Source organism: Pseudotamlana agarivorans (genome assembly GCF_001642835.1).
Taxonomy (GTDB): Bacteria; Bacteroidota; Bacteroidia; order Flavobacteriales; family Flavobacteriaceae; genus Pseudotamlana; species Pseudotamlana agarivorans.
This window is the reverse complement of the sequence record NZ_LXEI01000002.1, coordinates 53881-67156: the sequence shown is the minus strand read 5'-3', so window position 1 is coordinate 67156 and position 13276 is coordinate 53881. Positions and strand designations below refer to the sequence as shown.

Sequence of the window (13276 nt, the reverse complement as noted above, 5' to 3'; positions counted from 1 at the left end):
CAAAAAAAATGCCCGCTAACAACGTTAACGGGCATTTTGTATTTAATCAAAAAGCTGTGAATTACTCACCGCCGTTAAGGGCTTTCTTTTTGTTAGATTTATCTACTGTTTCATACATAACAGGTGTTGCGATAAATAAAGATGAGTAGGTACCTACAACCACCCCTACAATTAAGGCAAACATAAATCCTCTAATAGAATCTCCACCGAAAATAAAAATGGCTAATAACACCACTAAAGTAGTTAATGATGTATTTAAAGTTCTACTTAATGTGCTGCTTAATGACACATCAACAATTTTACTGAAGTTCCATGACGTATGCTCGTTGAAGTACTCACGAATTCTATCGAATACAACCACCGTATCATTTAAAGAGTAACCAATTACGGTTAAGACCGCTGCAATGAAAGCTTGGTTAATTTCCATGTTAAATGGCATGAATTTATAAGTTAATGAGAATACCCCTAATACTATAACCACATCGTGGAATACAGCAACTACAGCACCAAGAGAATATTGCCATTTCTTAAAACGGAATAAGATGTATAAGAACACCACGATTAACGATCCTAATACCGCCCATAAAGAAGCTTGCTTAATATCGTCGGCAATGGTTGGTGATACTTTGTAAGTTTCTAATAAACCTACTTGTTTATTCACATCATTTAAGTCGATAAACTGCTCATATGAAATCCCTTCTAAATAAGGCACTAAAGCTTGGTAAAGCTTTTCTCTAATATGTTCATCAGCTTCTGTACCAGACTCATTTACCATGTGTTTCGTGGTAATTTTTAACTGATTTGAAGAACCAAAAGTTTTAGCATCGGCACTACCAAATACAGCAGGATCTGATAAAACATCAGTAATTTCAGCTGAAGAAACCGCATGAGCAAAACGCACTTGATACGTTCTACCTCCAACAAAATCAACACCTTGATCTAATCCGTTTGTAAATAATGAAACTAACGAAACAACAATTAAAGATCCTGAAATGATGTATGCAATTTTACGTTTCTTTAAAAACTCGATATTGATATTTCTAAATAAGTTTTTAGTAATTCCCGTAGCGAATTCTAATTTACCACCTCTATTTGTATACCAATCGATTAATAATCTAGTAATAAATATTGCAGTAAATAAAGACGTTGCGATACCAATTAATAAGGTAGTTGCAAAACCTTTAATTGGACCTGTACCAAATACGAATAAGATTAAAGCTGTTAAACCAGTTGTAATGTTCGCATCTAAAATAGAAGATAAAGCATTTCCGAATCCGTCTTTAATCGCTTCAACTTGTCCTTTACCTTTCCCTAATTCTTCTCGAATACGCTCAAAGATAAGTACGTTCGCATCTACCGACATACCAATAGTTAATACGATACCCGCAATACCAGGTAAGGTTAAAACAGCTCCTAAACCAGAAAGTACACCAAAGATTAATAAGATGTTTAATAACATGGCGATATCGGCAAATAAACCAGATTTCCCATAATAAAACACCATCCATAATAATACTAAAGCTAAAGCAATCATGAATGACATGGTTCCACTTTGAATCGCTTCTTTTCCTAAAGAAGGACCAACAACTTCACTAGAAATGATATCTGCAGAAGCAGGTAATTTACCAGCACGTAAAACGTTAGCTAAATCGATCGCTTCGTTTAATGAAAAATCTCCAGAAATTGAAGAACTACCACCAGCAATAGGTCCTGTAGTAACACCTGGAGCAGAGTAAACGATATTATCTAAAACAATAGCAATCTGACTACCTTGAGCATAAGCATTTCCAGTCATTTCTTCCCAGATCTTAGCACCTTTAGCATTCATTTGCATAGAAACTTCCGATTTTCCTACCGCGCTAAATTGGTTTCTAGCATCGGTTACTACATCACCACTTAATGGTGGAATATTTTCTCTGTTACCAACTAAAGCGTATAAATCGATTAGCTCGCTATTTTTTTCTGGCTTACCAAAAGCAAATTTCACGTAACGTTGCTCTGTTGGTAATAAGTCTCTAACTTCTTTTCTGTTTAAATAATCAAGAACAGTAGCTTTATCTTTTGCTTCAAATTTAGCGATGATTGGTCCACCTGGGTACCCTTGACCTCTAATAAGGTCAAAAATTGGGTTAACCGCAGTAACTGCCGTAGAATCGGTAACAGCGTCACCTAATAAATCATCAATTTGAGAAGATTTATCGTCAGCTTCTTCTGTAGCTTCTTCGGTACCTTTTTTAGTATCAACAACATCTTTTAAAGTCTCATTAGCTTGTGCTAAGAAAGGAAAGAACTGCTCACCTTTGTAAGCATCCCAAAACTCTAATTGCGCTGTACTTTGTAATAAACTAGTAGCACGCTCTACATCTTTAACACCTGGTAATTCTACTAAAATACGACCAGAAGTTCCTAAACGTTGAATGTTAGGTGATGTTACACCAAACTCATCAATACGCTTACGTAATACTTCGAATGCAGAAACGATAGACTCGTCAATTTTTCTTTCGATAACAACTTTTACTTCGTCATCAGACATGCTTCCATCAATCTCACCATCTAATGCTTTGGTGTAAAAAATATCTGGAGACGCTAATTTTGTATCGCCTTTAATGGCATCAAATGCTGTGAAGAAATCTTCTAAATAAGTGTTTTGACCATTTTTTTGAAGTTCTGTAGCATCTTCTAAAGCTTTATTAAAAGTAGGATCGGCCGTATTATTTGCTAAACCTTTTAAGATATCTTTTACCGATACTTGAAGAATCACATTAATCCCCCCTTTTAAATCAAGACCTAAGTTCATGGCCTTTTGCTTCACCTCATTATAAGTGAATTTTGCAATACCCATGTTATACACGGTATCGTTGGCAATAGATTGCAAGTAGTTAGATTCTTCTCTACTACGCTTTGCGTGATAATTTTCTTCTGAAGATGGAATTTTGTTTGTAGCCAATTCCACAGCTTCTTTTTCAATTTGATTTGCTTTGAATGTGAATGATAACTGATAAATACTTACCAAACCAAACAAAAGCGCAAACAATTTTACTAATCCTTTGTTTTGCATTTTATAATTTTTACGTCAATTTTTAATCGGGCAAATATAGAATTTAAGCCCAAAACTAACTAATGATTTATTTTTTATGGTTGTTTACTTTCTAAGTGCGCAGTTTTAGAAAGATTTTTTGTGAGATGATCGGCTCATTTTTCATATTGATCAAGTGTTTTTCCATTTAAATAATGGCACTCATAAACATAAAAAACATTTATAATATAGCAGGCACACGCTATCTTAGCCTTTAGCAAATGGGGCCAGCTCGAACTTCGGGAATAACATGAAGGCCATCTTGAAAGTCAAGAAAAATGTTTTGACACACTTTAAAAGCCGTTTGAAAAGTAATTTCTGCTTTCGAAGTATCAATAAAGCCAACAGAAAACAGTGTATTGGAAGAAATAAATCGATCGCTTTTAGAATCTACTTGTAAAACAAGCGTCCCTTTAAAATCCCAATCCGAGGTATTTCCCGACTGGATTTCATAGACATCGACATTATATTTTTTAGAATGATCTTCGGAAGGAAGCTGGATAGGTTGTTGGTGCTCGGCATGGGCTATTTCAAGATGAGCCTCATTATTAAACACCTTTTTAATAATAGCGACATCGACGGTACTGTAGTAACTGATTCGAAATTCGCCATTGTCATAAGCTTTCACCTGAAGGTTACTTACCCCTGATTCTAATAGCTGATGTTTTATATCACTTAAAACCAGTTGTAATTCTCTAGCCGATAAAGTTTCCTCAGAAAATTGTAAAACAACCTCCTGATTAGGTAAACTTACTTGCTGCTGAGAAAGGACACCAAAAAGGGTTAATGAAAATATAAAAGCGCTAAGGCACCATCTTGCTATCATGCGCCAAATATAAAAAAATAAAGATGGTTATACTACTCTCTTTTTAAAATAAATACCCTTAAAAAATGAGGTCGAAAAAAACAGTAACTTAAAACTTTAATTACATGTCACGCTGAGCTCGTCGAAGCGCATGTTCAAATCAAAGTCTATAAGATTTAAGCATAGGACATTTAGCGTAAAGCATAAAGCCTATAGCCTTTTTACTCCTTCACGCTCTCAACTAAGGCCTCCAAACTTAGGGTATCTTGATCCCCTGTTTTCATGTTTTTAAGCGTATAATTATTTGAAGCAATTTCCTGTTCACCTACTAAAACAACAAATGGAATTTCGCGTTTGTTAGCATGGTTCATTTGCTTTTTCATTTTAGCGGCATCAGGATACAATTCGGCATTAATGCCAGCAGCTCTTAATGCTTTAATAGCTTTCAAACTAAATAAAGCTTCTTTGTCTCCGAAATTTATAAATAAAACTTCAACGTTTTTACTGACAGTTTCAGGGAATAAATTCAGTTCCTCTAATACCAAGTAGATACGATCTAAACCAAAACTAATACCAACACCACTCACATCTTTTAGTCCAAAAATACCAGTTAAATCATCGTAACGACCACCGCCACCTATAGAGCCCATTTGTACGGTTTTAGGGGCAGACACTTCAAAAATAGCACCTGTGTAATAATTTAAACCACGAGCTAAAGTCACATCCAACTGAAGTGTTGCTGTATTTAGTCCTAATTCGGAAATAGCTGTATCAATAAACGCTAGTTCTTCAATACCCTTTAATCCCTCTTCAGAAGTAGAAAGAATTCCTTTTAAACTTTCAATTTGAGATTCAAAAGAACCTGAAAGTGTAAATAAAGGCTGAAGTTTAGAAATGCCTTCCTCAGAAATACCTTTAGACAACATCTCTTCTTTAACTTTCTCTTCACCAATTTTATCAAGCTTATCTAACGCTACGGTAAAATCAATCAATTTATCGCTAGCACCAATCACTTCAGCAATACCTGAAAGAATTTTTCTATTGTTAATTTTAATGGTAACACCTTCTAGTTTTAATGCTGAAAACACGGTGTCGTAAAGCTGAATAAACTCTACTTCCTGCCACAAAGACTTCGAACCAACCACATCGGCATCACATTGATAAAACTCTCTGAAACGTCCTTTTTGAGGTCTATCGGCTCGCCATACCGGCTGAATTTGATAACGCTTAAACGGAAATTCAATCTCGTTTTGATGCTGTACCACGTAACGTGCAAAAGGTACGGTAAGATCATAACGCAATGCTTTTTCTGAAATAGACGAGGTTATTTTTGTAGAATCTCTTTCTGCATAAGCTTCGGCATTGGCCTTTGATAAAAAATCACCCGAATTTAAAATTTTAAAAATTAAACGATCGCCTTCATCACCATACTTCCCCATCAAAGTGCTTGAATTTTCAAAACTAGGCGTTTCAATAGGTTGAAATCCGAAATTTTGAAAGGCGTTTCGAATGGTATTAAAAATATAGTTTCGTTTGGCAACTTGTTCAGGATTAAAATCTCTTGTGCCTTTTGGGATGCTTGGTTTTTGTGCCATATGAATGCCTGCTAAAACAGGTATCTTTTAATTATTAAATAATAGAATCTTCCTTCTAGTTTTATAAAATGATTTTTCTAAGAGGGAAGAAAAATTAATAGTTTTAACAACAACCAGATTTCTGCCTTCGCAGGAATGCTTAGTTAATTAGTTTATCAAAATACTTAAACAAATCACCTTTAGTAATCACAGCGCCTTGCTCAATCATTTTAAATTTATCTAAGTTTTTGTCGTCTGAGTACGCCTTATCGGCTTGTAAAAATTCCACATTGTCATCCATTAGGTTTTCACGAAGCCAATCATACCCCTCTTCTGTGGTGATGTCAACATCATTTTTTATATTAACCACAATGGCTTGCATTTGCTCCTCTCCTAAATGGAATAAATACATGTGTTGCGCCGAAATATGCTCTAAATATTCTGCTTTATTCAAAACACCTTCCCAGATTAAATCGCTAAAAACATCTAATTCGGTTTCAGCAAGTTCTGGTTTATTGGCTTTTAAATTAGTCCACTCATCAGCTGTAATGGATTGGGTAGCTAAAAAGTTTATAAATTCTTGGTGTAATTCTTCGAACTGTTCTTTTGTAAGTCTTGAATATTTCATTTTCGCCTATTAGCCCCTCAAATTGAGAGTTATTTGTATCATTTAGCTTGCTTTTGAACAATAAACACTGTCCTTTACAAGCGCGCAAATTTATGAAATATCTCGCAAAACTGGGAAACTATAGCGCATAAAAAAACCACTCAAAAAGAGTGGCTTCCTTAAATTGTTAAGCTTTTAAAAAATTAAGCTTGGACAACAACTTCAAATTCTAAATCTACAGATACAGCTCTGTGTAAACGAATCACGGCATTGTATTTACCTAAACGTTTTACAGTAGTAACGGTGATGAATTTTTTATCAATTGATTGACCTTCTTTCTCTAAAGCTTCAGCTAAATCGATGTTGTTTACAGAACCAAATAATTTGTCTCCTGCTCCAACTTTAGCTGGTATTTTAATTTCTAATGCTTTAAGTGCTTCAGCAACTTTGTTAGCATCTTCAACTATTTTCTTTTCTTTATAAGCTCTTTGCTTTAAGTTCTCAGCTAATACTTTCTTTGCTGAAACTGTAGCTAAAATAGCTTGTCCCTGAGGAATTAAAAAGTTTCTACCATAACCGTTCTTAACTGTTACAACATCGTCTTTAAATCCTAAATTTTCAACGTCTTGTTTTAATATAAGTTCCATCGTTATCGGTATTTTATTTTAATAAATCAGCTACATAAGGCATTAAAGCTAAGTGACGTGCTCTTTTTACAGCAACAGACACTTTTCTTTGATACTTTAATGAAGTTCCTGTTAAACGTCTTGGTAAAATTTTACCTTGCTCGTTTACGAACTTTAATAAGAAATCTGGATCTTTATAATCGATATATTTAATACCAGATTTTTTGAAACGACAATATTTCTTTTGCTTATTAGTTTCAATATTAAGAGGCGTTAAATATCTAATTTCGCCGTCTTTTTTTCCTTTTGATTGTTGTTCTATTGATGACATAATTAAGCTTTTTGTTTAAGTTTTTCTCTTCTTCTCTCTGCCCAAGCTACAGCATGCTTATCTAAAGACACTGTTAAATAACGCATAAAACGCTCGTCACGTCTAAACTCTACCTCTAAAGTATCAATAACTTCTCCTGATACTTGGTACTGGAATAAGTGATAAAAACCACTTTTCTTGTTTTGAATTGGGTAAGCTAATTTTTTTAGTCCCCAATCTTCTTTAGCTATCATCTTAGCACCGTTAGAAACAAGAAAATCTTCGTATTTCTTTACTGTTTCCTTTATCTGATCTTCAGATAAAACGGGATTTAAGATGAAAACAGTTTCATAATGATTCATAAAAATCGTATTTTATTGTTAAAAATTGGCTGCAAAAGTAATCAATTATTACAGAACTCACAATAAATTTAAAACTAAATTTACCAACCAAGTTTTATGTTAAAAAATAGACAAAATGCACACACAAAAACCCTTTACCGATGTTTTTTGTTTTTTAATCGAATTTTTTGTATTATTGTCGATACCTTAACCGAAACATAAATTGTTATGACTTTAAACTGTGTAGTGGTAGACGATTCGGCAATTCAACGCCTCTCTATTGTTAAACTAGTCGAGAACCACCCCTCTCTCAACTTAATTGCAGAGTACAGCAGTGCTCTAGAAACAAAAAATGGTTTAAACACGCATCAAGTAGATTTAATTTTTTTAGACATTGAAATGCCTGTTCTTAATGGGTTTGAACTACTAGATGTATTGAACAACAAACCTCAAATTATTTTTGTAACTGGTAAAACTGAATACGCTTTTAAAGCATTCAATTACGACGCCACCGATTATTTACACAAACCTATCACCAGAGAACGTTTTAACATCTCTGTAGATAAAGCCTTAGAGCAACACAGATTGACTCAAGATTTTAGCGAAGAAGAAGGTGAACACATTTTTGTAAAAAGTAATCTTAAAAAACGTAAAGTTTACATTAAAGACATTAAATGGATTGAAGCCCTTGGGGATTACGTAAAACTAGTTACCGAAGAAAATAGCTTAGTGGTACTTTCAACCATGAAATCTTTTGAAGCTGAATTACCAGAAGGTAAATTCTTAAGAATTCATAAATCTTACATCGTTAATTTAGATAAAATTGACCGATTTAATAGTAAAAACGTTGAAGTTGGCGCTTACGAAATTCCGTTAAGTAGAAACAAAAAAACACAATTAGTTGATGCTTTAAATAACATTTAAAGTTTCCATCTATAATTTATAAATTTTAAAACTAGAAATTATCGACATTTAAAATTACTCTAACAGATCTAAAATCTTTTACACTTTCGAAGCTATTATTAATTTTAATAATAGCTTCTTTTGTTTTTGCTAGAGACTGTTTTTTAGGAATTTTAACCAAAATGTTTTTGTGAAACTGATTTCTAATTCTAGCCACCGGGGGCGCTTCTGGTCCTAATATATTGTCTCCAAAAACTTGACGGAGTGACTTAGCGAACCAAATCGATGCTGTTTCCACCCGATTAAAATCTTTGTGCTTTAGCGTAATCTTTATTTGCTTATAAATAGGAGGATATTTAAAATTATAGCGATCGTTCATTTGCTCTTTAAACATATCGATATAATTATTTGTAGACACCTGCTGTAATATATTATGGTGCGGATTATAAGTCTGAATTAAAACTTTACCACGCTCTGCCGTACGCCCTGCCCTACCTGCTACTTGTAACATCAATTGGAAACTACGCTCATGCGCTCTAAAATCTGGAAAATTAAGCATGTTATCGGCGTTCATAATCCCAACCAATTTCACATTCCTAAAATCTAATCCTTTAGTAAGCATTTGTGTACCCACCAAAATATCAATTTCTTGCTGCTCTAACGCTGTAATAATTTTTTCATAGCCGTATTTACCCCTGGTCGTATCCAAATCCATTCGGGCCACCTTATAATCAGGAAACAACACTTTAACCTCCTCCTCGATTTGCTCGGTCCCAAAACCTTTACTATCTAAATCCTGTCCACCACACGCCAAGCAATCCTGCATCATGGCCGCATGATATCCGCAGTAATGACAACGCAATTGGTTTCGGTATTGGTGATAGGTTAAACTCACATCGCAATTTGGACACTCGGGGGCATGACCACAAGTTTTACATTCTACGATTGGCGAAAATCCGCGACGGTTTTGAAATAAGATAATTTGATGACCTTCAGCCAAAGTTTCAGTCATTTCTTCAATCAATCGATCGCTAAAATGCCCTTTCATCCGTTTCTTTTTCTGCTTGTCTTTTATATCGACCAGCTCAATATCAGGCATTAAAACATTGTTATAACGGTATAACAATTCAACAAAACCATATTTATTTTGCCTAGCGTTATAGTAACTCTCTAAACTTGGTGTCGCCGATCCCAGTAAGGTTTTTGCTTGATGCAAGTGCGCTAAAACCACCGCCGCATCTCGGGCATGGTATCGCGGTGCAGGATCAAACTGCTTGAAAGACTGCTCGTGTTCTTCATCAACCACAATCAATCCTAAATGGTTAAAAGGTAAAAAGATGGAAGATCTTGCGCCTAATACAATTTGCGCTTTCACGGAGTTGGTTAATACTTGATTCCACACTTCTACACGCTCATGAGCCGAATATTTAGAATGAAACACCGCCACTTGCTCCCCGAAATAATTCTGAAGCCTTGTAATGAGTTGTGTGGTTAAAGCGATTTCAGGAAGCAAATACAAAACTTGCCTTCCTTGCTGAAGCACCGCTTCAATAAGTTTAACATAGACTTCTGTTTTTCCCGATGAAGTTACCCCATGCAATAAGGTTACCGCATGCGATTCAAAACTAGATTTTATTTCTGCTAACGCCGTTTCCTGATGTTCGTTTAAATGTTTCGCTGCTTCGGTATCCGCTCCAGAATATTCCACCCGATCAGTTTGAATGTGGTACTCTTCTAAAACACCTTTATCAATTAAAGCCTTAACGATAGCCGATGAAGCGCCACTTTCGGTTACCAAATCGGTAACCTTAACAGGTTTTTTAGTTTTGGCCGAAATAGAAAATAACGTTAAAACAACGTCACGTTGTTTGGGCGCCCGACTTAATTCCTCCATCAATTCATGAAAAGCCTTTTCACTCGTATAACTTACGTGGAGTTTTACGTACCGAACTAATTTTGGTTTGTACTTTTCATAAACTTCCTCTTCAACTAAAACAGCCTCTTTTTCAATAAGTCCTTTAATAACATGAAGTACATTTTTCTTTCCTAAAATATTTGAAATGTCCTGAATTTTCAACGAAGATTGATGCTGCAAAGCTTCATAAACTAAAAACTCGTCATCCTTTAGTACAGAATCATCTATAATAGCGACTTTACCTTTGGTTACCACCGTTTCACTTTCTAAAATAAAAGCATTAGGAAGCGCTGCACGCATCACATCGCCCAAAGTACACATGTAGTAACTTGCTATCCACTGCCAAAATTTTAATTGCTGCGCGTTAACTATGGGCTTATCATCTAATATCTGCTGGATATCTTTAGCTTCATAAGCCGCTGGCTCATTTTTATGCACACTAAAAACCAGTCCGGTGTAAATTTTAGATTTACCAAATGGTACAGCAACCCGCATGCCTGGTTTTAGAAATTCGGCTTCAGCAGGAGTGACTGTATAGGTAAACAGCTTTTTTAAAGGAATTGGAATTATAACATCAATAAAATCTATCATAAACTACGAGGCTTTTCTAAGTTTATTTAATGAGGCATTTAACTCATATCCCAACAACAAAATATTAGAATTTAACCATAAATACAGTAGCAATATTAATAGCGCTCCAATAGAACCGTATAATTTGTTATACTGACTAAAATTTTCAATATATACTCCAAATAAAAACGAAGTTAGAATAATGAGCAAGGTGGTAAACAAAGCACCCACCGAAAAAAACCGTGAATCTTTTCCTTCTTTAGTCCCAAAATAATACAACGTCGCTACCGACAAATACACCATTACTATAAAGAATACAGACTGCACCATTTTAGTCCAGAAAACAGCTTTGCCTTCAGCTTTATAGCCTTCTCCTCTAAATAAAACTAATAATTCTTGAACCACATAAATTTGAAAATACCCTAAAATCGCAATGGTAAATATGAGCAAAAATGCTAAAATCAAAGCGATTCCTAAAGCATACAAATATTGTTTAAATGCGTTTCGCGTTAGCTGCTCATGATAGGAGGTTTCAAATCCCGTAAAAATTGAATTTACTCCATTTGCCATTAAAAGTACTGATAGTAAAAATACCGAAGAAAGTAAACCGCCACGCTGTGATTGTTCAATATTTTCGAAAATATTTTGGAAGAAAAAATCGGAGGTCGTCGCTGGTAAAAACGATTCTAGAAACACTAAAAACTCATGTTTAAAATTCGCAACAGGAATGTATGGGATAATAATTAAAACGAATAGTAGAAAAGGAAAAATGGCCGTAAAAAAACTAAAAGCAATAGCACTGGCTCTGGTTGTAACCGCTCCTTTTATAATGCCCGTAATGTAAAGCTCTATTAAATCGTATAAGGATAAACCTTCTAAACCAGGAAGTTTAACACGTTTTAAAAACCGAACCAAAAGATTAACTACAGGAATTTTATCAAGTTTATCTTCGATAGGTTTAGTCATTAATAACTTGCTTTTGTTGTTTGTCAAACAAAGTTATTAAAATAAAAAATGTCTTTAGAAGATTTAAGTTGATTAAATCAAACTTTTAAAAGCGACAAACTACTTTATCGCTTTTAAACTTAAATCCATATTATGCACAGAATGTGTTAAGGCTCCCGAAGAAATATAATTTACACCACATTCGGCATAATGTCTTATAGTAGCTTCATTGATATTCCCTGAAGATTCTGTAAGGCATTTGTTTCCTATAATTTTTACAGCTTTTCTAGTATCCTCGTAATCGAAGTTATCTAACAGAATTCTATAAACGCCGTCATTTTGAAGAATCTCTTCTACTTCCATTAAGTTTCTAGCCTCAACCATGATTTGAAGATTTTTACCTGTTTCCTGTAAATAATCTTTTGTCATTTCGATAGCTTTTGTAATACCACCTGCAAAATCTATATGATTATCTTTAAGCATGATCATATCGTACAAAGCAAACCTGTGGTTCTCTCCCCCACCAATTTTTACAGCCCATTTTTCAAGAACTCTAATTCCTGGTGTCGTTTTACGAGTATCTAAAATGCGTGTTTTAGTCCCTTCTAACAAATCGACAAACATGCGTGTTTTGGTAGCAATAGCACTCATACGCTGCATCGCATTAAGTACGGTACGCTCGGCTTTTAAGATGGATTGTGATGGTCCTTCAATATACATTACTACATCACCATAAGTCACTTCTGAACCATCTTCAATACGAACATCTAATTTCAAGTTTTTATCTACGTAAGCAAAGACCTTTTTAGCGAAGTTAACCCCACCAATAATACCTTTGTCTTTTACTAAAAGCTTAGCTTTTCCTCTTGCATTTTCAGGAATACATGCTAACGAACTATGATCGCCATCTCCAACGTCTTCTCTAATCGCGTTAGAAATTATCATTTTCAACTCCGAATCAAACTGCTCTTGTGTTATCATAAATAAATCTTGTTTGCAGCAAAAATAATAAATAGATTCACTTTATTAAATTTTACATTTACGAAATTTTTATTTAAGTCTTATTTTAATGCATTATTAATAAAATAATTAGAAAAAACTTACAATATGACCATCAAGCTGATTACCATTGGAAAAACTGATAATAAACAACTTACGCATTTAATTAACGAGTATATCAAACGATTAAGTTTCTACATTAAGTTTAATTTAGAGGTTATTCCAGACATTAAAAATTCTAAGAATTTAAGTGAAGATCAGCAAAAAAAGAAGGAAGGCGCGCTGATACTTAGCAAGATAAATACTACAGACGCCTTGATTTTGCTTGATGAGCAAGGTAAGCAATATGATTCTGTAAAGTTTTCAGAGTATCTACAAAAGCATATGAATTCGGGTATAAAACAATTGGTGTTTGTAATTGGGGGCCCTTACGGTTTTTCAGAGGAGGTTTATGAAAAAGCGCAAGGAAAAATATCACTATCAAAAATGACTTTTTCGCATCAAATGATTCGTCTGTTTTTTATTGAGCAATTGTATAGAGGATTCACCATATTAAGAAACGAACCTTATCATCATCGATGATTATAATAAGCTTTCAGTTTTCA

At 34.3% G+C, this 13276-nt stretch carries 12 protein-coding genes; 2 read left to right on the top strand and 10 right to left on the bottom strand.

Going from position 1 to position 13276, the window contains the following annotated elements; translation table 11 throughout:
• Positions 1 to 61: 61 nt before the first annotated feature.
• From secDF to rpsF, 7 genes are all read right to left on the bottom strand, one after another.
• Positions 62 to 3058 carry a protein translocase subunit SecDF gene (gene secDF / locus A6I66_RS03670; RefSeq protein WP_067145727.1) on the bottom strand — a complete coding sequence of 999 codons (2997 nt, stop codon included), beginning with the start codon at positions 3056 to 3058 and terminating at the stop codon, positions 62 to 64.
• A gap of 232 nt (positions 3059 to 3290) precedes the next feature.
• Positions 3291 to 3902 carry a hypothetical protein gene (locus A6I66_RS03665; RefSeq protein WP_067145725.1) on the bottom strand — a complete coding sequence of 204 codons (612 nt, stop codon included), beginning with the start codon at positions 3900 to 3902 and terminating at the stop codon, positions 3291 to 3293.
• Between the two features lie 200 nt (positions 3903 to 4102).
• Entirely contained in the window at positions 4103 to 5476 is a 1374-nt protein-coding gene (hisS, locus tag A6I66_RS03660; protein ID WP_067145723.1) for a histidine--tRNA ligase, read from the bottom strand.
• Between the two features lie 139 nt (positions 5477 to 5615).
• A complete protein-coding gene (locus A6I66_RS03655; RefSeq protein WP_067145721.1) occupies positions 5616 to 6083 on the bottom strand; it encodes a DUF6495 family protein in 468 nt (155 codons plus the stop codon).
• Between the two features lie 182 nt (positions 6084 to 6265).
• On the bottom strand, positions 6266 to 6709 hold the full coding sequence (gene rplI / locus A6I66_RS03650; RefSeq protein WP_067145719.1) for a 50S ribosomal protein L9: 444 nt from the start codon (positions 6707 to 6709) through the stop codon (positions 6266 to 6268).
• 13 nt (positions 6710 to 6722) lie between these two features.
• Positions 6723 to 7019, bottom strand: coding sequence for a 30S ribosomal protein S18 (gene rpsR / locus A6I66_RS03645; RefSeq protein ID WP_019388303.1), 297 nt, complete (start codon positions 7017 to 7019; stop codon positions 6723 to 6725).
• A gap of 2 nt (positions 7020 to 7021) precedes the next feature.
• Positions 7022 to 7360 carry a 30S ribosomal protein S6 gene (gene rpsF / locus A6I66_RS03640; RefSeq protein ID WP_067145718.1) on the bottom strand — a complete coding sequence of 113 codons (339 nt, stop codon included), beginning with the start codon at positions 7358 to 7360 and terminating at the stop codon, positions 7022 to 7024.
• A 207-nt stretch (positions 7361 to 7567) separates the two neighbouring features.
• Between rpsF and A6I66_RS03635 the strand changes: the two genes are divergently transcribed.
• On the top strand, positions 7568 to 8263 hold the full coding sequence (locus A6I66_RS03635) for a LytR/AlgR family response regulator transcription factor (RefSeq protein WP_067145716.1): 696 nt from the start codon (positions 7568 to 7570) through the stop codon (positions 8261 to 8263).
• A gap of 31 nt (positions 8264 to 8294) precedes the next feature.
• Here the strand turns inward: A6I66_RS03635 and priA are convergent, their stop codons facing one another.
• The 3 genes from priA to nadC all read right to left on the bottom strand — a co-directional run bounded on the left by priA (position 8295) and on the right by nadC (position 12653).
• Entirely contained in the window at positions 8295 to 10748 is a 2454-nt protein-coding gene (gene priA, locus A6I66_RS03630) for a replication restart helicase PriA (protein ID WP_067145714.1), read from the bottom strand.
• A gap of 3 nt (positions 10749 to 10751) precedes the next feature.
• Entirely contained in the window at positions 10752 to 11693 is a 942-nt protein-coding gene (locus tag A6I66_RS03625; RefSeq protein WP_067145712.1) for a YihY/virulence factor BrkB family protein, read from the bottom strand.
• 99 nt (positions 11694 to 11792) lie between these two features.
• Complete coding sequence (gene nadC, locus A6I66_RS03620) at positions 11793 to 12653, bottom strand: carboxylating nicotinate-nucleotide diphosphorylase (protein ID WP_067145710.1); 861 nt, start codon at positions 12651 to 12653, stop codon at positions 11793 to 11795.
• Between the two features lie 126 nt (positions 12654 to 12779).
• On the opposite strand from nadC, the gene rlmH reads away from it, so the two are divergent.
• On the top strand, positions 12780 to 13253 hold the full coding sequence (gene rlmH, locus A6I66_RS03615) for a 23S rRNA (pseudouridine(1915)-N(3))-methyltransferase RlmH (RefSeq protein WP_067145706.1): 474 nt from the start codon (positions 12780 to 12782) through the stop codon (positions 13251 to 13253).
• Positions 13254 to 13276 lie beyond the last annotated feature (23 nt).

What these genes read in the sequence shown, in the direction of transcription:
- rpsF (WP_067145718.1), bottom strand. Translation starts at nt 7,360, where the DNA reads ATGAATCATTATGAAACTGTTTTCATCTTAAATCCCGTTTTATCTGAA.
- rplI (WP_067145719.1), bottom strand. Translation starts at nt 6,709, where the DNA reads ATGGAACTTATATTAAAACAAGACGTTGAAAATTTAGGATTTAAAGAC.
- A6I66_RS03655 (WP_067145721.1), bottom strand. Translation starts at nt 6,083, where the DNA reads ATGAAATATTCAAGACTTACAAAAGAACAGTTCGAAGAATTACACCAA.
- A6I66_RS03625 (WP_067145712.1), bottom strand. Translation starts at nt 11,693, where the DNA reads ATGACTAAACCTATCGAAGATAAACTTGATAAAATTCCTGTAGTTAAT.
- hisS (WP_067145723.1), bottom strand. Translation starts at nt 5,476, where the DNA reads ATGGCACAAAAACCAAGCATCCCAAAAGGCACAAGAGATTTTAATCCT.
- rpsR (WP_019388303.1), bottom strand. Translation starts at nt 7,019, where the DNA reads ATGTCATCAATAGAACAACAATCAAAAGGAAAAAAAGACGGCGAAATT.
- rlmH (WP_067145706.1), top strand. Translation starts at nt 12,780, where the DNA reads ATGACCATCAAGCTGATTACCATTGGAAAAACTGATAATAAACAACTT.
- nadC (WP_067145710.1), bottom strand. Translation starts at nt 12,653, where the DNA reads ATGATAACACAAGAGCAGTTTGATTCGGAGTTGAAAATGATAATTTCT.
- A6I66_RS03665 (WP_067145725.1), bottom strand. Translation starts at nt 3,902, where the DNA reads ATGATAGCAAGATGGTGCCTTAGCGCTTTTATATTTTCATTAACCCTT.
- priA (WP_067145714.1), bottom strand. Translation starts at nt 10,748, where the DNA reads ATGATAGATTTTATTGATGTTATAATTCCAATTCCTTTAAAAAAGCTG.
- secDF (WP_067145727.1), bottom strand. Translation starts at nt 3,058, where the DNA reads ATGCAAAACAAAGGATTAGTAAAATTGTTTGCGCTTTTGTTTGGTTTG.
- A6I66_RS03635 (WP_067145716.1), top strand. Translation starts at nt 7,568, where the DNA reads ATGACTTTAAACTGTGTAGTGGTAGACGATTCGGCAATTCAACGCCTC.